We start from the raw sequence: 18,851 nt of genomic DNA, 5'->3' as shown, positions 1-18,851 counted from the left end.
GTCAGGTGCCCTGTCGCACCCATGTGGTGGTGCTGTGCTGTGCCTGTGAGTGCGCCGCCCGGTCCGTTTCCGGGGCCGGGCAGGGGGCGGCCGGGGCGAGCGCGGGCAGACGCACGGTGAACACGGTCCGCCCGGGGACGCTGTCGACGGTCACGGCACCGCCGTGCGCGGCGGCCACGGCCCGCACGATGGCGAGCCCGAGCCCCGTGGAGCCGGTGGCGCGGGAGCGCGCCGAGTCCCCGCGGGCGAACCGCTCGAAGACGTGCGGCTGCAGTTCCGGCGGGATCCCCTGTCCGTTGTCCTCGACCTCGACGCACATCCACGGCCCGCGCCGCTGCACGCGCGCGGTGACGGTCGTACCGGGCGGGGTGTGCTTGCGGGCGTTGCCCAGGAGATTGACCAGCACCTGCTGGACGCGTGCCGCGTCCGCCGAGACCAGGGCCGGTTCGTCCGGCAGATCGAGCCGCCAGTTGTGGTCCATGCCGGCCGCGCGGGAGTCGCTGACCGTGTCGACGACCAGCGGGATCAGATCGGTGTGCTCGAACTGGAGCGGGCGCCCGGCGTCGAGCCGGGCGAGCAGCAGCAGGTCCTCGACGAGGAGGGTCATCCGCCCGGCCTCGGACTCGATGCGGCCGAGGGCGTGCCGGGTGTCGGGCCCGACCTGTTCGCGTCCGCGTCTGGTGAGTTCGGCGTACCCGCGGATGGAGGCGAGCGGGGTCCGCAGCTCATGACTGGCGTCGGCGACGAACTGCCGTACCCGTGTCTCGCTCCGCTGCCGGGCGTGCAGGGCGCCGTGGACATGGTCGAGCATCCGGTTGAGCGCGGCGCCCACCCGGCCGACCTCGGTGTGCGGGTCGCACTCCGACTCGGGAACCCGCTCGCTGAGGTTCACCTCGCCGGTGTGCAACGGGAGTTCGGAGACCCGGGTGGCGGTGGCGGCGACCCTGCGCAGGGGGCGGGTGGCGACGCCGACGAGCACGTACCCGGCGATCCCGGCGGCGACCAGTCCGGCGGCGGTGACGCTGACCTCGACGAGGATCAGGGTGGTGATGTTGTCGTCGGTGTCCTTGGTGGGCAGGGCGACGTAGTAGGTGCCGTTGGGTCCGGTGACGTACTGCGCGCGGTAGCTGCCCAGGCCGGGCAGGTGCACGGTGTGCTTCTCGCGGTCACGGGGGACGGCGTCGAGGGCGGCGAGCTGCGCCCTGGTCAGCGGCCTCGCGCTGATCGAGAAGTTGTCCGCGGACTTGCGGCCGGCCTTGCCCTCGGTCGTCTCCCCGTCGACCACCTTGGCCGCGACCGTGCTCTGCGACGGCTGCGGGCCCCGGCTGACGAAGTTCCCGAGGTCGACCGGGTGCCCCGGCTGCTGTCCGTTCGGCTGGTCGCCGGGCCCGGTCGTGCCCTTGCCTCCGACGGGCGGACCGAACTGTCCGGACGCCCGGGCCCCGACCTCGTGCAGCTGGCCGTCGAGCTGGGCGTACAGATGCGAGCGCAGCGCCAGCGTGGTCACCGTGCCGATCACCGCGCACACCACGGCGATCAGCACCAGGGAGGCGACGACGAGCCGGGTCCGCAGGGTGCGCGGCTGCCCCTTCCCGCGTCGCTTCCGCGGACGCGGCCGCCGTCGTCCGCTCATGAGACGGCGGGCTTGATCAGGTAACCGGCCCCCCGCCGGGTGTGGATCATCGGCTCACGGCCGGCGTCGATCTTCCGGCGCAGGTACGAGATGTACAGCTCGACCACGTTGGCCTGGCCGCCGAAGTCGTACGACCACACCCGGTCCAGTATCTGCGCCTTGCTGAGCACCCGCCGGGGGTTGCGCATGAGGAAGCGCAGCAGCTCGAACTCGGTGGCGGTGAGGTGGATGGAGGCACCGGCCCGCGAGACCTCGTGGCTGTCCTCGTCGAGCGTCAGGTCCCCCACGACGAGTACGGAGTCGGAGCGCCGGTCGGCGGCACCGGAGCGCCGGATGAGCCCCCGCAGCCGCGCCACGACCTCCTCCAGGCTGAACGGCTTGGTGACGTAGTCGTCCCCGCCGGCGGTGAGTCCGGCGATACGGTCCTCGACGGCGTCCTTGGCGGTCAGGAACAGCACGGGCACGTCCGGCAGTTCTCGGCGCAGCCGCCCCAGCACGGCCAGCCCGTCCATGTCCGGCAGCATCATGTCGAGCACGACGGCGTCGGGCCGGAACTCGCGGGCCGTCCGGACGGCCCCCTGCCCGTCCCCCGCGCTCCTGATCTGCCAGCCCTCGTAACGAAGGGCCATGCTCAGCAGTTCGGTGATCGACAGTTCGTCGTCCACCACAAGCACTCGGACGGGGCTCCCGTCCGGCCTCAGCAGTTCGGTGCGCCCCTGGGGCGAGGTCGTGGTCATGGTGGACACCTTGTCGGCGCCCTCTGAGAAGACGCTTTCCCGAGTCTGTGATTTCCCTGAGAAACACACAGGAAAGTCCCAAGGCGGCTTCCGGGTCAGAACAGCCCGTCCGGCTCTCTTGTGAACTCCCTTGCGGGAAAGGCGCATTCGGCCGGCCCCGGCCCGGGGTGCAGCAGCTCCCAGCCGGTCATCAGCCGGGTGTCCAGGACGACGGCTCCGCGTCCGCCGGCCGCCAGATGCAGGTCGGGACCGGCAGCCGCGACCAGTTCACCGCGGACGGCCCCGCCCGGCACCAGCTCCACGACCTCGCCGGACGCGGCCGGGGCCGCTTCGAGGCCGAAAGCCCCGACGTGATCCGCGACTTGGCAGGGCTCGGGCCGGAGGGACTCCGGCCACCCGGTGAGCGCGACCGCCCGCGCGTGCAGTTCCCGCAGCTCGGCGGCGCGCTCCGGCTCCGTCGCCGGCAGCGCCGACCGCACCGCCCGCTTCTCGGCGTACGGGACGCGGTCCGGCACCCGCAGCGCGGCCCGCAGCAGCTCCTCGGTGCGCCGCGCGGCCATCAGCGGGCCGGTGCCGAGCCAGCTGAAACAGACCGCGCCCTGTTCGAGCAGCCGGGCCGGACCGCGTTCGAGGGCGGTGATGCCGACCTTCACCATGCCCGGCCCGAACCACGCCAGGTACACGCGGTACGGCCGCGGGTCGTCCGCGATCGTGTCGGCGGCCACCGAGTGCGCCCGGTCCAGCCGCGCGCACTCCTCGCAGCGGGCCCCCGTGCTCCGCCCCGGGACCACGGCCCCCACCGGACAGACGTGCCCCCGCGCCCCCACACACGTCCGCACGCCCCCTTCCGGGACCGCGAAGGCGACACGCTTCCCCCAGGGCAGCGCGCTGCGCCGCCCGCCGTCCCACACGAGCGCCGGGCCCTCCGCCGACCAGCGCAGCCCGGAACACTTCCACACCTGTGCCATCACCGGTGAGGGTAAGGCGTGGGTCCGACAACGCTCCGGGAGCGGCGACGGGAGCATCCGCCGGGAGCCGGGAGCTCGTTCTCACTCGGACTCACTCGGCCTCACTCCACAGAGGACAGGTGGGCCGGTTCGGCGGCCGTCGTCGCCGTCACCGGGGCCGGCACCCCGGCCCGCCGCCCCCGCCCCGCCAGCCGGCAGCTCACGCAGCCGGTGTGGCCCGCCCGGGCCTGGGTGTCGCGGATCCGCATCCCCCACTGCCCGCGGGGCCGCACCCCGGGCGGCTTGCCCCAGCCGGACAGGTGCAGGGCCCAGGTCACCAGGACGCTCACCGCCACCACGGCCAGCCCCCCGACGAGCAGCGGCGGCGAGACCGCGCACACCCCCCACCCCACCACCGCGCTGCCCACGGCCGCGATGCCGAAGCCGGTCCAGCCGGCGATCGTGTGACCCTCGTCGTACAGACTCATGGAGCCGCCTCCAGCGGACGAAGCCCTAGTTCCCTCACGGGCTAAGAAATTTACAACCCGAATATCTCGCGAGCTAAGGGATTTCGAAAGATGCACGGTACGCCGCGCCCGCCCGCCACCCCGGCCCAGGCGCTGTCGGCGATGGACCACCTCATCGCCGCCCACCTGATCGGACAGCAGGAGCTGGCCCGGCGACTGGGCCTGAACGTCACCGACCTGACCTGCTTCGCCTTCGTCCTGGAGGCCGGCGACGAACTGCTGACGGCCGGCGACCTCGCCGCCCGCGCCCATGTCACCACCGGCGCGGTGACCGGCATCCTCAACCGCCTCGAACGCGCCGGCTACGTCACCCGCCGCCCCGACCCCAAGGACCGCCGCCGGGTACGCGTCGCCGCCGTACCGGCCGCCGTCACCCAGGTGGAAGCGGTGTACGCCGGCCACTACAAGCGCCTGACGGCACTCTTCGCCGACTACTCCCCGGAGGAACTGGCGGTCATCACCGACTGGTTCACCCGCGCCACTGCCCTCGCCCACGAGTACCTGGAGAAGCTGAACCGGAACGACCCGGCCGAGGAGTGCTGACGGCGGCGGCAGCCGGTAGGGCCTCAGACGAAGCGGTAAGGCCCGGTGTGGTGCAGACAGAAGAAGCGTCCCGTGTCGACCAGCAGGACGATGCCGTTCTCGGACGTCTCCCAGCCGACGGGGAAGAGCCGGTGCCCCAGGTTCTCCGCCAGCTGGGCGACGAGTTCGGCGTCCCCCTCGTATCCGAACGTGGGGTCGGCCCGGAACCGCCGCTCCGGTGCCAGGGGCATGGGGCACTCCAGGCCGGCGCAGGACGAGACGAAACGGCGCACCTCGTCCCAGGGCCGGAGCGGGAAGCCCTGGGCGGCGGAGCCGCGGACACGCACGATGGCGCGTACGAGCGGCTGTTCGTCCACGCTGGTCGTCGCACGATGAGGGTATTCGTCCCGCCCTCCCCTATGCGAGCGGCTTTCGACCGCGGCATCGGGCCCATCCACGGCTGGGGAACATCGTCATGGGGTCACGGCGCGGACCAGGAGCGTTCCGATGTGACCAGGGCACGGGGCATCGAGTACCTGGGCATCGGCCGTGAGGAACCCGGCCCGGGTCAGCAGACGCTCCCAGACGGCCGGGCGGTAGCTGTAGCGGTAGGTGAACATCGCCTTGCCGGCGAAGCCTCCCTTGTACATGCCCTGGGGCCCGTAGGCGCCGGGGATGGCGGGAGGCTGTGAGAAGACGAAGACGCCGCCGGAGTTGAGCCGCTGACGGACAAGGGGGAAGAGGCGGCTCGGGTCAGTGAACCAGGCGGCTCCGAAGATCGAGTAGACGGCGTCGTACGCGTCCTCGTGCTCGCGCAGGTACTCCAGGACTTCGGAGCACACGAACTCCGCGCCCGTGCTGGCCCACTTCGTGGTGATCTTCTTGACCATGACGGGAGACAGGTCCACGCCCCGAGCCGTGATGCCGTGCTGAGCGAGGTGGGCGAGGGCGCGGCCGGTGCCGCAGCCGATCTCCAGAACGGAGCGCGGGTCGCCGAGTAGTTCCGGACCCGGTCTGTGACCGGCGTACTGGGTCCAGCAGAAGCTGGGCTCCGCGTCGTCCTTGAAGGCGGTCTCGGCGAAGGTGTCCCACAGCTCAGTCTCGGCGGCGATGTCGTGTTGTGCGGGCAAGGCGGTTCCTCTTCACCAGGGCTGGCCCCTGACCTCCGGGGGACCGAGGACAGGGGCCAGCGTAGGGCCGTTCAGTGGCTGTCGGGGACCTTGTTGTCGCACGGCGAGCAGTCCGTGCCGTCGATCGCCCACAGCTCCTCGTCGACGCCGAAGCCGATGGACTTCAGGAAGTCCGCCGTGCGCAGGCACAGGCCGTCACGGCGGCGCTCGATGAACGGGGCGTGGTGCTTGTAGCTGCCCTCGTTGTACACGTCGCACAGGGCCCACCACACCGGTGTGTCGAGGATGAGCTGGTGAACGCCGATGTCGACGAGCTTGCCGACGCCCAGGTGGACCTCGGGGTGCTCCATGCAGCCGATGGTGTACGTGACGGCGTTGCCGAGGATGCGCTCGGCCATGTCGCGGACCATCGTGTGGTCACGCAGCAGCAGGGCGACCTCACGGTCCCAGAGGGTCATGCCACTGTCCAGGACGTTGATCGTCAGGTGCTTGATGTGGGGCTGGACGGCGTTGAGGAGTTTCTTCGGGTCCCGTGTGCGGGTGCTCGTAGGTCGGTCGAGCGTAACGGTCATGGACTACTCCTTCGGAGACAGGTCGTGCCGTACCTGTTCGAGCCCGCCCCGTCTGCCAGCCTGTCCAGGCCTGGACGCGCAGTGCGGGCGCCTTGCGGATCCCGTCCCAGCGAGAGCTACTGGGTGATCTGGCTGGAACGGGCGACTCGGGTGGTGTCCTGGCGGTTGCAGCCGTGGCACAGGCAGGTGCAGCGGTGCAAGAGCAGGAGTCCGGTGGCGTAGGGCAGAGGAACGACCTCTGTCTGGCGGCACTGTGCGTGCAGGTCCTCGTAGCCGGGGCGGAGAGCGAGAGCGCACTCCGGGGACCACGAGGCGGTGTCGGTGGTGGGGGCGCTCATCGCACTGCCCTCATGGCCCGGTGATGAGGGCACGCACAAGGAGGGAACTCCTGACCAAGGCTTGTGGCCGTCTCGGCTTCGGTGCCCTCGAAGCCGTGAATGCCGGAGTCGCTCGTGACGCGACCTTTGCGGTCCACGGTGTAGACCCGCAAGGTCATTTGAGGCGCGAGACCGCCGTCCTCGCCGGGCCTACCCGCGCCGCTCACTCGTCACCGCCGCGTCGGAGCGCCTTTGCCAGTCGCATGGCCACGTCGGCGCGTACACGCCCCAGTTCCACGAGCCCAAGAGCGGGCGAGCCGGCATCGACTCCGAGCGACGGCAGCACGATGCGCGCCTGATCGAGAGCCGCACGTAGGGATTCCATGGCTGCGAAGGGATCAACATCGTCGCGTGCTGTGACCATGGACAGGACAGTAAGGACGGGGAGGTACTGGCCGCGATGCGATGTTCTCGGATGTTCTCTCAGTCTGGATGAATGTTCTCGTGTGGTCTCACGCGAGGAGGTGCACGCTGTGGTGCGGGCGCATCAGCGCCGGTGATGCTGATGGCGACAGGGCTCCACACCATGGGAGGCGACCGTGGCACGACGACTGCGCTTCAACGGCACCGACAGCAAGAACGGTGGCTGCCCCGCCGTTCATGAGGATCTCGACTCCGGTGAGATCATCATTCAAGGAACGCCGCTCACCGACCCCGAGGACATCGCCCAGCTCCGGCACTTCGGCCCCGGAGATGCCGCAGTGACGGTGCCTCGTGAACTCCTCGTCAATCACGGGCCCAAGGAGGTCACCCGCGTGCCCAAGCTGATCGACCTGGAGGACTTCGGGCGGCTCTTTGAGACTTTCGAGCACTCGGCTTGGCACCTGGAGACACGGCGGGGCTACGCATCAGACCGGGAGGATCCTGGGTACGCGGAGTTCCTCTCCACCGGCACGGCCCCGTGCGACCTCGACAGCGAGTGGTGCGCCAACATCCGCCAGCAGACGGCCTGCGGCAAGTACGTCGGGCGGGTGCGCGTCATCGACAACCCGCCGACCGAGGGGCAGTCGTTCCTGCTCGACTATGCGAAGTGCAACGCGGCGACGGGTGAGGACGTGCGGAACCTGTGGCGCGAGGACGCGGAGCGGCTCCGGCTACCCGCGGAGGACTTCTGGATCTTCGATAGTCGGCTGGTGGCCGTACTGCACTTCGATGACGAGGACGCCTTCCATGACGTCGAGGTCATCACGGAGCCTGCTGAGGTCTTGCGGTACTGCCAGGTCCGCGACGCAGCCGTGCACGAGTCCGTCCCGTACGACGAGTTCGCGGCGCAACTCGGCGCCGACCACTAGCGAGCGGAACCAGTGAGCACAGACTTCCAGCAGGCCAGGGAGGCCCTCGGGCTGCGCTTGAGGGAACTCCGGCTGTCGGCCCCGGGAGGACGGCTCACCGGCACGCAACTGGCTCAGCGACTCGGCTGGCCGCACTCCAAGATCTACAAGCTGGAGAACGGTCAACAGACCGCCACCAGCGAAGACCTGCGGGCCTGGGCCGGAGGCGTCGGCCAGCCGGATGTCTTCGATGAACTGAACGCCCGGCTCAAGGGCTTCGAGTCCCACATCCGCTCCTGGCGCCGGCAACTGGCCGCCGGGCACCGGCCCGTGCAGGACAGTTGGAACCTTGAGGTCGGGCGGTCCCAGGCCATCTACGCCTGGGAGGAGTCTGTCGTCCCTGGCATGCTGCAGACTGCCGACTACGCACGGCACATCTTCCTGCGGTACGCAGACCTCCAGGGCTCGGTCCGCGACACAGATGCTGCCGTCCGCGCCCGCATGCAGCGCCAGGAGTGGTTGTACGAGGCAGGCCGGAAGTTCCACGCCCTGGTGTGGGAAGCGGCCCTACACGCCCTGATCTGTCCTCCGCCTGTCCTCGCCAGCCAACTCGATCGACTCGCGGGCATCGTCGGCATGGACACCGTGGAGCTGGGGATCATCCCGCTCGGCGCCTCGCTCAAGATCCCGACGGCCAACGGTTTCTGGATCTTTGACGACAGGCTCGTGATCGCCGAGGACTGGCATGCAGAGCTGTGGCTGGACGACGCCGAGAGCGTGGCCGCCTACCTGCGGGTCTGGAACACGCTCCGGGAGTCCGCCGTGTACGGCGTTGACGCTCAGAACCTCGTCAGTGCAGTGCGACGGACGTTGCGCTCGCGCTGACGCGTCTGTCCGGCAGGGCAGACGGGGCGTGCCGGACACGGTCGTCTCGGCGTGGGCCGGGAGCTGCCCGACTGAGCTGTAACTGATCAAGCGCGGATGGTGACGCGCGAGATTCCGTGAGACGCCAACGCAAAAGCCCTGACCTCCACTTGGGAGAATCAGGGCCTTGACCTGGTGTTTCTTTGTGCACTCGGCAGGATTCGAACCTGCAACCTTCTGATCCGTAGGATCGGGCAGGCGGTTGGGCCGGGGTTCCACCTTCTTCTCAGTTGATCGCTGATGGCCGTGATCAACTGCCTCTGTGTGCCGTCGTTGCCGTCAGGATTGCCGTCAGGATGACCGGTGGCACCGACTCGCACCCTACGCAGGACTTCAGGTTCAGCCAGGCTGAGAGTTACAACTTGCTCTACAGGTTCAAGCCCCGGCTGCGCTCCGCTCCGCTGCGGGCGACGCTCCTGCCTCCGGCCCGCTCCGCCCGCGCTGCGCCGACGCGCGCCCACTGGTGGATAGGGCCGGTCGCCATGAGTCGATCACCGCGTACGCGACGGTCAGAACAGTGCCTCCGGCGGGGGATCGGCCGGCACCGGGATGGAGGGGGCGCCGTCGCCGACCGCGGGCCCGTCGTGGCGGATGCGGGGGCTCCCATCCCGCACACCATCGACCCAGGCAGAGCCGAGCAGACGCGGCCCAGGGGCGTCAAGGTCGTTCGTACAGTGGCGCGCTCCACCTTGACGCCCCTGAACCCCGCCCGCTCCACGGTGTGTGGGTCGACGGCGTACGGGATGGGAGCTGGGGGCGGTTTTAGGCGCGGGTGTCGGCTTTGTCAGCATGAACAAGTTAGCGCGCAGAGCGTCAGCGACGCAGGCCAAACTGCGGTGCGTGTTCACACTTGACCAGCGCTGGCACTCTCGGCCTCGTAGCAGGTACTGCAAGTTAGTCGCCTGGCTTCGGGTGCTGGTTCGGAGCCACCAGATGATGTGGAAATCGGAGGCTTTGTGACATGCGCATGCCTGCCACAGATACCGGCTCCGCAGCGAGCACATACACCGGCAGCAACAGCCGGGCTGGGTACGACGAGCCCGGGTTGACTCTCCAGCAAGCAGTCAAAGCAGTGCATGACGCCTTGCCCTTCTTGCGCCCTGAAGTCTTTACGTACACGATAATAGACTCAACCCCTTCGAGGCGCACTGGGGACATATCCGTCGGGAGCAGCAGATTGATTTCCATCAGGCTGCACACGGTCCGGCATCGAGCCACTTTCAACTTTTTTCAACACAGCGACAGGGCGCCCGGGACAACAGCACTGTAAGCGCGGTTCACTGGGACTTGCTGGCCGGTGGGACAGCAACGATCCTGGTCACGCGTTCAAGTCGGCCTGTACACGGGACGAAGTCGTCTCCGCGGATGCGCAACAGTTACGCGCGCGGGACACTGGCAGGGGGCACGTCAGTCGACTTCGACTTCCCAGATCTACCTCTGCCCGGAATTGGACCTCAGGGCGCACCTACTCAATTGATATCGCATTCTCTCGGAATCCGATCTAGAGGTAAAGACGATGGATCTGAAGCTCGAAGTAATAGTGCTACCGGTTTCTGACGTCGACAGGGCCAAGAGCTTTTACGAGACGCTGGGATTCCGCTTGGATGTCGACAACACGTTCAGCGACGACTACCGACTGGTGCACTTCACACCACCCGGGTCAGCGTGCTCCATTATCTTCGGCAAGGGCATGATCTCCGCCGCGCCAGGCTCAGTCCAGGGCCTATACCTCATCGTCCCGGACGTCGAGCAGGCACGCTCGGAACTCGTCGGCCGCGGCATCAAAGTGAGCGAAATTTTTCACGACGCCGGAGGGCTTCTCCACCACGGCCACGAAGGCGGAGATGCCGTCCACGACGGTGACGGCCAGGAGCGGCTCGCCGGCCCTCACCCAGACCGAACCTCTTATGCCTCCTACGCCACCTTCAGCGATCCTGACGGCAATGGTTGGCTGCTTCAGGAAATCACCCACCGCCAGCCAGGCCGGTGACTACTCCTCACGGAGCGCGGCGTCGCTGCCGCACGCGGTTGGCTTGTCAAGGCCCCACGCGATAGCTGACACCAGCGGCTGACACCAACAGGAGCGGACAGCAGCGGTCACCGGCGAACCTCAGCGAACGAACAGGGGAGGCCTATCGCGTGTTGGCCGGAGTCGTCACCGGCCAGTGATCGACCTGATAAGGATGAGGTCACACCTCAAAGCTTTCCCCTCGTATGGGCGCCGTCCTCACCGTGGGGCGGCGCCCGTCGCCTTGCCTCGGTCCCAAACCTCCAGCCCGAAGCCGCTACGCCGCACACCACGCGGGCGGTGAAGCAGACGTTGAACTGCCTGCGCACCTCACCGTCCGAGTAGGCGATGACGTGGCGAGGGTCTGTATACGTTCCCACGAGCCCGGTGATCTCTACGTCCAGTCCGGTTTCTTCCTTCACCTCGCGGACGGCCGTTCCTGGGAGTGAGTCGGTCATTTCCATGCCGCCGCCTGGCAGCGCCCACAGATCGTTATCCCGGCGGCGCTGAAGGAGTACGCGCCCTTCGTCGTCGGTGACCACGGCGGACGCGGCGACCACCATGCTGTTCGGCTCTGGTGCCGCTGGGTCGTCGTAGTACTCGGTCCGTGCCATGGTCAGCCTTCTCCTACCGGTGTCGCGGTTTCCCACACCGCGTCGAAGCTGCTGGTGTAGGTGTCGAACATGCCGCCCTTCCCGCTGCGCCGGAGATGCCGCACGGGAGCACCGTAGGCGTTCACGCCCCAGACATGGGCATTGACCAGTGCCTGGTCATCCGCACGATAGATCGAGTTGTAGAGCGTGGTGGCATGGGTTCGAACCTCGATGCCAGGTACCCCGGCAAGCGGGCGGTAGTGCATGAGGGCGAGTCGGCCACGGGACTCGATCCCGTGGCCGAACCTCTCCTCCGCGCCGCGCTGTTGGACATTCGTGCTGTCCGGGTCGCCGATCGCGCGATACGGGCCGCACATCCGTCGTCGCTGCGCTGGTCGGACGTGGACCTCCACGAAGGCGTTCTCACCGTCCGGCAGGCCCTTCAGCGGGTCGGCGGCGAACTGCTGATCGTCGCGCCGAAGACTCAGCGCTCGGCCCGCCGCGTGGCTCTGCCGGCCGAATGCGTGACGGCGCTCCGTGCCCAGCGCGCGCAGCAGGTAGCCGACCGGAAGGCGGCCGGTACCAACTGGAAGGGGACGGGGCAGGGCCTCGTCTTCACCACGAAGAACGGGACCCCCATCGAGCCGCGGAACCTGAACCGGTCCTTCGAGGCGCTGTGCGCTCGCGCCGGAGTCCGTAAGGTCCGCTTCCATGCCCTGCGCCACACCCGCGCGTCCCTGCTCCACGAACAGGGCGGCGATGCGCGAATGATCATGGAAGTCCTGGGCCACAGCTCCATCCGCGTGACCATGGACATCTACACCTTCGTACGGCTCGACTCCCAGCGGTCCGCCTTCGACCGCGTCGGGGATGCGCTCAGGGGTGACGACAACAGGCCAGACGATGACGACGGCGCGGCTGGCGTCTTCGTAGCCGTTTGATCGGCCCGCTCTCACCGGTTAGGTCGAACTGATGACGCCCGTCGTTGCGACCCAGCACTTCGCGGGGAAGGGCAGTCGAGGACAGCTCGACAGAAGGGTGACAGCGTGCAGGCCAGTGTCGGCGACAGGATTCTTGTTCACGGTCGGATCGTGGGACAGCACGATCGCACCGCAGAGATCATCGAGGTGCTCGGGATGGATGGAGGACCTCCCTACCGGGTCCGTTTCGAGGACGGGCACGAGACGCTGATGAGTCCAGGCCCGGACACCGTCGTCCGTCCCTTCGCGTCCGACGACTAGGCGGCGCTCCAACCCGGCGGTTGCCGTCAAACACTGCCGTCAAGGGAAAAGCCAGAGGCCCTGTGGATCTCTCCACAGGGCCTCTGAACTGTTGTGCACTCGGCAGGATTCGAACCTGCAACCTTCTGATCCGTAGTCAGATGCTCTATCCGTTAAGCTACGAGTGCTTGTTCTTTTGTTTTGCCCCCGCTCCCGGTCCTTTCGGCCCGCTCGCGGCGACAGGAAGAACATTACATGACTGCCGCCGTCATGTGAAATCCGATCCGCCCACCCCTTGTGACCTGCGAAAACGTCGCGAACGGGGGACGCGGCGATGATCCGCGCGGGCATCCGGGGAACACCGGAGCCTCCGGTCTCGGGGAACGCCGAAGCCCCGGTCCTGGGGACCGGGGCTTCGGGATCGGTGCGGAGGCGGAGGGATTTGAACCCTCGATGGGCTTTAAGGCCCAAACCGCATTAGCAGTGCGGCGCCATAGACCGGACTAGGCGACGCCTCCAGCACAACCGCTCACGCGAGCGCGCGATCGGTGCGTGCAGATGATGACACAGGCAAGCACCGCGTCACCAATCGCCCCCCACGGTACTAGGCGCACCGGTCACAGGGCAAAGGGCTTCGCCCGGCGGTGCGCCGCAACGTCTTCGCGGGTCCGGCGTTGGACAGGGCATGGTCTTCGTCCTGCCGGCCACCGGGCGCCGCCTCCTCGTGGCGTCCCTCGCCGCCGCCTCCTCCCTGGTCCCGCTCACCGCCGTCCCGGCCGCCGCCTCGGCCACCGCCGCACCGCCGCCCGCCCGGCCCGAGGACCGCGGCGACCACCTCACCGTCGTGGTCCGGAACGCCGGCGCCGCGCGGGACGGGAGGTACGAGCTGTACTGCCACCCCGGCGCCGGGCACCACCCGGACGTCGCCGGGGCCTGCCGGGTGCTCGACACGCACACGCGCTGGGGCCGGGACCCCTTCGCACCGGTACCTCCCGGCACCACCTGCACCATGCTCTACGGCGGCCCCGCCACCGCCCATGTCACCGGCATCTGGGCCGGCCGCCCGGTCGACACCTCGTTCGACCGGGCCGACGGGTGCCAGGCCGGGCGGTGGGACGGGATGGTGCCGCTGCTGCCGAAGATGGGGCCGGCCGCGTGACGGACGGGGAACCGTGGCGGACGCACCGGTTCCGTAAAGGTCCCGCGAAGGTATGGGGAAGCCGGGGCATCGGTCACGCGTTCGCCGTCACTTCCTCGTGGGACCTCCCTCTCATCCGGCGCCGCGAGTGCGACCGGTGCCCTTAGACTCCCTCGCGTGACACGTCGCGGGCCGGTTGGCAAGATGGCCCGAGCGGTCGGCAAGGTGCGGTAACAGGGAGGAAGGCGTCTCGTGAGCAGCAGGCCATCCCGAGGCGCTGCTCGCCTCGCAGCCATACTCGACGCGCTGCCGGACGCGTTGGTCCTGGTCAACGCCAACGGAACCGTCGTCAACGCCAACACCATCGCGCTGGAGGCCTTCGAGGCGCCGGGGACCGCGCTCGTCGGGCGCGGGCTGCTCGATCTGCTGCCGCAGTTCGACTCCCGGCTGATCCCCGGCTCCATGCGGCGGCCCGACCACATGGATCCCCGCGGGCGGACCAAGCCGACCCGGATGGTCGCCCGGCGAACCGACGGCAGCGAGTTCCCGGTCGAGGTGACCAGCGCGAACCTGGACGGGCAGCAGGCGTACGACGGTTACGGCTACACCGGCGACGAGCTGCTGATGATCGTGGTCCGGGACCTGTCCGGGACCGTCGACACCGAGGCCGAGCTGGCCCGCTCGCAGCGGCAGACCGAGATGATCCTGCGGGCCGCGGCGGAAGGCGTCGTGGGCACCGACACCGACGGGCGGATCGTGCTCGTCAACCCGGCCGCCGCCCAGATACTGGGGTACCGGGCGGGTGAGCTGGGCGGCAAGGAGCTGCACACGCTGGTGCTGCACTCGCGCGCCGACGGCTCGCCCTTCCCGTACGAGGAGTCGCCGCTCGCCGACACCCTGCGTTCCGGGCGCAAGCATCGGGTGCGCGGGCAGGTGCTGTGGTCCAAGGGCGACGAGCAGGTCTCGGTCGATCTGACCACCGCGCCGGTGCGGGACGGGGACCAGCTCGTCGGCGCCGTGATGACCTTCACCGACCGGCGGCCGTTCGACGCCCTGGCGGAGGAGAAGGAGGCGCTGGAAAAGGCGCACGCCGAGGAGCTGGAACGGCTCTCCGAGGAGCACGCCTCCGACCTGACCGCGCTGCGCCAGCAGCAGGTCGCCGAGACCGAGGAACTCCTGGAGAAGCACACCGAGGAGCTGGCCTCCGGCGAGGAGCGGTACGCCGCGCTCGCCGAGCGGGAGAAGGACCGGTACGAGGCCCTCGCCGGGCGCCACGAACAGCTGCTGACCCTGCTCGCGCAGTCGCTGCGCGGGCCGCTGGACGAGCTGCGGCGCGAGCTGGCCGCGCTGGCGGCGGACGACGCCGGGCAGCTGTGGCCCGAGGCGAACCAGGTCCTGCACCACCTGTCGGCCGGCTACTCGCGGATCACCACCCTCATCGACAACGTCCTCGCCTATCAGCGGCTGGACGCGGACGGCGAGGAGATCGCCCGTACCAAGGTGATGCTGGACGCCGTTGTCGCCGCCGGTGTGGACGGGGCCGTCGAGCTGATCGGTCCGGGCCGGGTGCAGTTCGCCGTGCACGCGCCGCCCATCGAGGCCGAGGTCGACCCGCAGCGGCTCGCCGTCGCGCTCGCGCATCTCGTGGCGGACGTCGCCGGGGTCGACGCCACCGGCAACACGCCCGTGTCGGCGGGCGGTTATCTGGACAACACCGTCGTGGTCGCCGCCGCCCAGCGCGGCGAGGTCGCGCGGATCGAGGTACGCGGGCCGTACGCCGGGGGAGACCCGGTGCACGAGCCGATCGTGCGCGGCATCGTGCGCGCCCACGGGGGCGTGCTGCAGACGCACGAGGTGCCGGGCATGAGCGGCAGCGCCTACGTGCTCGAAGTTCCGCTGGGCGGCGGGGCGGGCGCGGTCGCCGCGCAGGTCCCGGACGCCGCGGCTGCGCAGTTCCCGGACGCCGGCGGGGCCTTCGGGGACGACTCCGGGGCGGCCGGGCAGGGCGCCGGAGGCGGCCGGCGGCGGGCCCGGCGGGCCTCCACGGACGCCTTCCTGGAGAGTGACGTGGCCGGCGCGGGTGACGCCGTCGAGGCGGAGGCGCCCACGCCGACCGGCCGACGGCGGCGACGTGCCGACGGTCCCGCCGGATCAGCCGGACCCGCCGGGCCCGTCGGGGAGATCACGGCGGGCCCGGCCGAGGACGCGGAGAGCGCGTCCGGCGGTACCGGCCGGCGCCGTGGCCCTTCCGCCGAGAGCGACGCGGGCGGTGTGGCCGCCGGTGCGGGCGAGGGCGTGGCCGAGGGCGCCGTGGTGACCGCGGCCGAGCAGGGCGCGGGCGCGGCGGCCTCGGGTACGGGACTCGGTGGCACCGTGCCGCCGCAGGGCGTGCCCGCGCCCACGGGCCGGCGGGCCCGCCGCGACTCGGGCGCCCCGCAGGCCGCCCTGCCCCCGGCGCTCCCCGCGGCCGGCGGCGAGCCGGTACCGGGCGCGCCCGCGCTGCCGGGCGCCCAGGCCCTCCCGGCCGCCGGCACCCCGACGGTCCCGGCCCAGGGCGGCGCACCGGTCCCCGCACAGGGCAACGCGGCGGTTCCCGCACAGGACGGCACGCCGGTTCCCGCCGAGGGTGCTCAGCCGACCGGACGGCGCCGAAGGGCGCTGGCCGCCGCGGCGGAGCGCGCCGCGGCGCAGGAGGCGGGCGGCGCGCGTACGGTCTTCGCCCTGCCGCCGGCCGAGGCCGACCGGTCCCCGGAGACCGCGGCCCCGGCGAACGGCACGGTTCCGGGCGCGGGCGCGGGCGTGCCGGTGGCCCCGGGTGCGAGCGCGCCCGTCCCTCCCGGTGCGGGTGCTCCCCTCGCCCCGGGTGCCGGTCCGGCCGTCGACGGACGGCCGCAGCTCGCCGCTCCGCAGACCGCCGCTCCGCAGACCGTCGCTCCGCAGGCCGGTACCGGGCCGCTGCCCGGTCAGGTGCAGGCCCCCGGTCAGGTGCAGGTGCCCGGTCAGGTGGCGCCCGGTCAGGTGCAGGTACCCGGTCAGGTGCAGGTACCCGCCCGGACGCCGCTGTCCGTCGAGGGCGCCCCGGGTGACGACGGCCGCCACGACGCCGTACCGCTCGACCAGGCCGACGACCACACTCCGCCGCAGCCGCATCCCACCAGCGCCCCGACCGGCCGACGGCGCCGTGCCGTGGCCCAGCCGGCCGAGGCCGACCCGGCGGTGGCGCCGGGCACCGCGGCCGGGCAGACTCCGCCGCAGCCTAATCCGGTGCCGGCCGCTCCCGGCCAGGCTCCCCAGCGAGCGGCCGTACCGCCGGTCCCCGGTCAGCAGACCCCGGCGCAGGGCACGGCCGGACAGGGCATCCCCGTCCAGCCGGGTACCGGGGCGCCCGCGGCGGCTCCCGCAGCCGTGCCGACGGCTGCCGGAGCACCGCAGCCGGCAGCCGGGGGACAGGCCGCCGTACCCGCCCAGGGCACGACCGGCCGGCCCGCGCCCGCCCCGGCGGCACCGGCCTCGGCCGCGCCGTCCCAGGGCACACCCGTCCCGGCCCAGGGCACGCCCGCCCAGGGCACCGCGGCGCAGCCCGCTCCCGTCCCGGCCCAGCAGTCCGCGGCCGTACCCGGCCAGGGCACCCCCGCGCAGCCCGTTCCCGCGCAGGCGCCGGGATCCCCGGCCGCCGCGCAGCCGGGCACCCCGCCCGCCGGTACTCCGGTGGCGGCCCCGGGTGCGCTGCCGTTGCCCGCCGAGGCCGGGACCGGGCAGGTGCCCGCGCAAGGAACCCAGTCCGTGCCGGTACCGCCCGGCGGCGGTCCGGTGGCCGGTGTCCCGCAGCAGTGGCCCGGCGCCGGTGACACCGCCGGTGCGGGGGCCCCGGCCCCGGAGCCCGCGATCCCGGCGGCCGGTACGCCGGTTCCCGGCACCCCGCTTCCCGCGGGCGTGCCCGGTGTCCGGCCGCAGCGGGCCGCGCAGCCGTTGCCCGCCGAGGCCGCGGGCGGCGCGCCGGCCGACCCGGACTCCACGCAGGGGCGGGCGATCTCCGTCCGCACGCTCGGGCAGGGGGTGCCGTTCGCCCGGCAGGCCGCCCAGGTGCAGCAGCCGACGGCGACCCCGCCGCCGCACGCGCCCGGCGGTTCGGGCCGGCGGCGCAAGCTGGGCACACCCCCGGACCCGGCCACCCGTCCCGAGGCGAAGCCGGACCAGGCGGCCCGGCCGCACCCGTCGGCCGAACCGGCGCCCGCGCAGCCGTCGCTCGCCGGACAGCCGTCGCTGCCGCAGCCCGCGCCCGCCGGGGCACCCGGGCCGCAGCCCTCGCTCGGCGGTCAGCCCCTGCCGGTCCCGGGCACCGAGGGGGCCGGGCGGTCGTACGCCATAGGCGCCCCGGGGCCGGACGCCGCCGAGGGGCCGGAGCCGCTGGACGGTCCCGGCGGGGCCGTGGAGGTGGCCGACACCCCGCGCCCGCAGCCGCTGGACGACGAGCTGCCCCCGGAGCCGCTGGACAACCCGCGCCGGCTGCTGGTGTGGCCCGCGCCGGACGTGACGACCCAGCAGGCGCTCAGCGACCGCGGCTACCGGCCGGTCATCGTGCACTCCCGCGAGGAGGTGGACGCGCAGATCGCGGCCTTCCCCGCCGCCCTGTTCGTGGACCCGCTGACCGGGCCGATCACGCGTACGGCTCTCCAGTCGCTGCGCCAGGCCGCCGTGGCCGCCGAGGTGCCGGTGCTGGTCACGGCCGGGCTCGGGCAGGCCACGCGGGAGGCGGCGTACGGCGCCGACCCCGCCGTGCTGCTGAAGGCGCTGGCCCCCCGGGACAGCGAGCAGCATCCGCCGAGGGTGCTGCTCATCGAGGAGCACGCGGAGATCGCGCTGGCGCTGACCGCGACGCTGGAGCGGCGCGGGATGCAGGTGGCGCGGGCCGCGAGCGACAACGACGCGGTGACGCTCGCGGGGCAGTTCCGGCCGAACCTCGTGGTGATGGACCTGATGCAGGTGCACCGCCGGCGGGCCGGGATCGTGGACTGGCTGCGGGCGAACGGACAGCTCGACCGCACCCCGCTCGTCGTCTACACCGCGGCCGTCGACCAGGCCGACCTGCCCCGGCTGGCCTCGGGCGAGACGGTGCTGTTCCTCGCCGAGCGGTCCACCAGCACCGAGGTGCAGAGCCGGATCGTGGACCTGCTGGCCCGGATCGGCACCAACTAGGGGACCGGTTCCGGGCCGCCCCGGGCTCGCGGGCCCCGGCACCGCGCCCGATACGG

18 protein-coding genes, 2 tRNA genes and 1 pseudogene are annotated in these 18,851 nt (G+C 71.3%); 8 read left to right on the top strand and 13 right to left on the bottom strand.

Translation table 11 applies throughout. The features are described from left to right. Position 1 precedes the first annotated feature (1 nt). The 4 genes from FHS34_RS22055 to FHS34_RS22040 form a co-directional block, all read right to left on the bottom strand. Positions 2-1,633 carry a sensor histidine kinase gene (locus FHS34_RS22055; protein WP_184968011.1) on the bottom strand — a complete coding sequence of 544 codons (1,632 nt, stop codon included), beginning with the start codon at positions 1,631-1,633 and terminating at the stop codon, positions 2-4. Beyond that, positions 1,630-2,370 (bottom strand): response regulator transcription factor, encoded by a 741-nt coding sequence (locus FHS34_RS22050; protein ID WP_225817449.1) that lies wholly within the window; start codon positions 2,368-2,370, stop codon positions 1,630-1,632. Before FHS34_RS22050 ends, FHS34_RS22055 begins: the two co-directional genes overlap by 4 nt. A 95-nt stretch (positions 2,371-2,465) precedes the next feature. Beyond that, positions 2,466-3,338, bottom strand: a complete 873-nt coding sequence (locus tag FHS34_RS22045; RefSeq protein ID WP_184968009.1) for a DUF2797 domain-containing protein — start codon at positions 3,336-3,338, stop codon at positions 2,466-2,468. A gap of 101 nt (positions 3,339-3,439) precedes the next feature. Then, complete coding sequence (locus tag FHS34_RS22040) at positions 3,440-3,805, bottom strand: HGxxPAAW family protein (protein WP_225817450.1); 366 nt, start codon at positions 3,803-3,805, stop codon at positions 3,440-3,442. A 90-nt stretch (positions 3,806-3,895) separates the two neighbouring features. On the opposite strand from FHS34_RS22040, the gene FHS34_RS22035 reads away from it, so the two are divergent. Continuing rightward, positions 3,896-4,387 carry a MarR family transcriptional regulator gene (locus tag FHS34_RS22035; protein WP_184968007.1) on the top strand — a complete coding sequence of 164 codons (492 nt, stop codon included), beginning with the start codon at positions 3,896-3,898 and terminating at the stop codon, positions 4,385-4,387. A 23-nt stretch (positions 4,388-4,410) separates the two neighbouring features. On the opposite strand, the gene FHS34_RS22030 is transcribed toward FHS34_RS22035, so the two are convergent. From FHS34_RS22030 to FHS34_RS22010, 5 genes are all read right to left on the bottom strand, one after another. Then, positions 4,411-4,743, bottom strand: a complete 333-nt coding sequence (locus tag FHS34_RS22030; RefSeq protein ID WP_184968005.1) for an SUKH-3 domain-containing protein — start codon at positions 4,741-4,743, stop codon at positions 4,411-4,413. A gap of 96 nt (positions 4,744-4,839) precedes the next feature. Continuing rightward, on the bottom strand, positions 4,840-5,496 hold the full coding sequence (locus FHS34_RS22025) for a class I SAM-dependent methyltransferase (RefSeq protein WP_184968003.1): 657 nt from the start codon (positions 5,494-5,496) through the stop codon (positions 4,840-4,842). Between the two features lie 71 nt (positions 5,497-5,567). Then, entirely contained in the window at positions 5,568-6,068 is a 501-nt protein-coding gene (locus FHS34_RS22020) for a hypothetical protein (RefSeq protein WP_184968001.1), read from the bottom strand. 116 nt (positions 6,069-6,184) lie between these two features. Then, on the bottom strand, positions 6,185-6,406 hold the full coding sequence (locus FHS34_RS22015; RefSeq protein ID WP_184967999.1) for a hypothetical protein: 222 nt from the start codon (positions 6,404-6,406) through the stop codon (positions 6,185-6,187). Positions 6,407-6,608: 202 nt separating this feature from the next. Then, complete coding sequence (locus tag FHS34_RS22010; RefSeq protein WP_184967997.1) at positions 6,609-6,809, bottom strand: hypothetical protein; 201 nt, start codon at positions 6,807-6,809, stop codon at positions 6,609-6,611. Between the two features lie 175 nt (positions 6,810-6,984). On the opposite strand from FHS34_RS22010, the gene FHS34_RS22005 reads away from it, so the two are divergent. The 3 genes from FHS34_RS22005 to FHS34_RS21990 all read left to right on the top strand — a co-directional run bounded on the left by FHS34_RS22005 (position 6,985) and on the right by FHS34_RS21990 (position 10,630). Then, positions 6,985-7,737 carry a DUF6879 family protein gene (locus FHS34_RS22005; protein ID WP_184967995.1) on the top strand — a complete coding sequence of 251 codons (753 nt, stop codon included), beginning with the start codon at positions 6,985-6,987 and terminating at the stop codon, positions 7,735-7,737. Between the two features lie 12 nt (positions 7,738-7,749). Further along, positions 7,750-8,601 (top strand): helix-turn-helix domain-containing protein, encoded by an 852-nt coding sequence (locus FHS34_RS22000; RefSeq protein WP_184967993.1) that lies wholly within the window; start codon positions 7,750-7,752, stop codon positions 8,599-8,601. Positions 8,602-10,156: 1,555 nt separating this feature from the next. Continuing rightward, positions 10,157-10,630, top strand: coding sequence for a VOC family protein (locus FHS34_RS21990; protein ID WP_184967989.1), 474 nt, complete (start codon positions 10,157-10,159; stop codon positions 10,628-10,630). A 206-nt stretch (positions 10,631-10,836) separates the two neighbouring features. Here the strand turns inward: FHS34_RS21990 and FHS34_RS21985 are convergent, their stop codons facing one another. Both FHS34_RS21985 and FHS34_RS21980 read right to left on the bottom strand, forming a co-directional pair. Further along, positions 10,837-11,262 carry an NUDIX domain-containing protein gene (locus FHS34_RS21985; protein WP_308288288.1) on the bottom strand — a complete coding sequence of 142 codons (426 nt, stop codon included), beginning with the start codon at positions 11,260-11,262 and terminating at the stop codon, positions 10,837-10,839. Positions 11,263-11,264: 2 nt separating this feature from the next. Beyond that, a pseudogene (locus tag FHS34_RS21980) lies at positions 11,265-11,620 on the bottom strand (XRE family transcriptional regulator); the annotation flags it as partial. Between the two features lie 22 nt (positions 11,621-11,642). Between FHS34_RS21980 and FHS34_RS21975 the strand changes: the two are divergent. Next, a complete protein-coding gene (locus FHS34_RS21975) occupies positions 11,643-12,182 on the top strand; it encodes a tyrosine-type recombinase/integrase (protein WP_308288289.1) in 540 nt (179 codons plus the stop codon). 105 nt (positions 12,183-12,287) lie between these two features. Next, positions 12,288-12,482 carry a DUF1918 domain-containing protein gene (locus tag FHS34_RS21970; RefSeq protein WP_184967987.1) on the top strand — a complete coding sequence of 65 codons (195 nt, stop codon included), beginning with the start codon at positions 12,288-12,290 and terminating at the stop codon, positions 12,480-12,482. A 94-nt stretch (positions 12,483-12,576) separates the two neighbouring features. On the opposite strand, the gene FHS34_RS21965 is transcribed toward FHS34_RS21970, so the two are convergent. After that, positions 12,577-12,649: transfer RNA gene (locus FHS34_RS21965), tRNA-Arg, on the bottom strand. Positions 12,650-12,888: 239 nt separating this feature from the next. Continuing rightward, positions 12,889-12,979: transfer RNA gene (locus FHS34_RS21960), tRNA-Ser, on the bottom strand. Between the two features lie 167 nt (positions 12,980-13,146). Between FHS34_RS21960 and FHS34_RS21955 the strand changes: the two genes are divergently transcribed. Continuing rightward, positions 13,147-13,620, top strand: a complete 474-nt coding sequence (locus tag FHS34_RS21955; RefSeq protein WP_184967985.1) for an SSI family serine proteinase inhibitor — start codon at positions 13,147-13,149, stop codon at positions 13,618-13,620. Positions 13,621-13,851: 231 nt separating this feature from the next. Then, positions 13,852-18,795, top strand: a complete 4,944-nt coding sequence (locus tag FHS34_RS21950; protein ID WP_184967983.1) for a PAS domain-containing protein — start codon at positions 13,852-13,854, stop codon at positions 18,793-18,795. The last annotated feature ends 56 nt before the right edge of the window (positions 18,796-18,851 follow it).

The organism is Streptomyces echinatus (assembly GCF_014203595.1).
Taxonomy (GTDB): Bacteria; Actinomycetota; Actinomycetes; order Streptomycetales; family Streptomycetaceae; genus Streptomyces; species Streptomyces echinatus.
This window is presented reverse-complemented; position numbering and strand designations above follow the sequence as displayed.

Excerpts from the sequence above, each read along its gene's own strand:
- FHS34_RS22055 (WP_184968011.1), bottom strand. The coding sequence starts at position 1,633 with ATGAGCGGACGACGGCGGCCGCGTCCGCGGAAGCGACGCGGGAAGGGG.
- FHS34_RS22050 (WP_225817449.1), bottom strand. The coding sequence starts at position 2,370 with ATGACCACGACCTCGCCCCAGGGGCGCACCGAACTGCTGAGGCCGGAC.
- FHS34_RS22045 (WP_184968009.1), bottom strand. The coding sequence starts at position 3,338 with ATGGCACAGGTGTGGAAGTGTTCCGGGCTGCGCTGGTCGGCGGAGGGC.
- FHS34_RS22040 (WP_225817450.1), bottom strand. The coding sequence starts at position 3,805 with ATGAGTCTGTACGACGAGGGTCACACGATCGCCGGCTGGACCGGCTTC.
- FHS34_RS22035 (WP_184968007.1), top strand. The coding sequence starts at position 3,896 with ATGCACGGTACGCCGCGCCCGCCCGCCACCCCGGCCCAGGCGCTGTCG.
- FHS34_RS22020 (WP_184968001.1), bottom strand. The coding sequence starts at position 6,068 with ATGACCGTTACGCTCGACCGACCTACGAGCACCCGCACACGGGACCCG.
- FHS34_RS22015 (WP_184967999.1), bottom strand. The coding sequence starts at position 6,406 with ATGAGCGCCCCCACCACCGACACCGCCTCGTGGTCCCCGGAGTGCGCT.
- FHS34_RS22010 (WP_184967997.1), bottom strand. The coding sequence starts at position 6,809 with ATGGTCACAGCACGCGACGATGTTGATCCCTTCGCAGCCATGGAATCC.
- FHS34_RS21990 (WP_184967989.1), top strand. The coding sequence starts at position 10,157 with ATGGATCTGAAGCTCGAAGTAATAGTGCTACCGGTTTCTGACGTCGAC.
- FHS34_RS21985 (WP_308288288.1), bottom strand. The coding sequence starts at position 11,262 with ATGGCACGGACCGAGTACTACGACGACCCAGCGGCACCAGAGCCGAAC.
- FHS34_RS21955 (WP_184967985.1), top strand. The coding sequence starts at position 13,147 with ATGGTCTTCGTCCTGCCGGCCACCGGGCGCCGCCTCCTCGTGGCGTCC.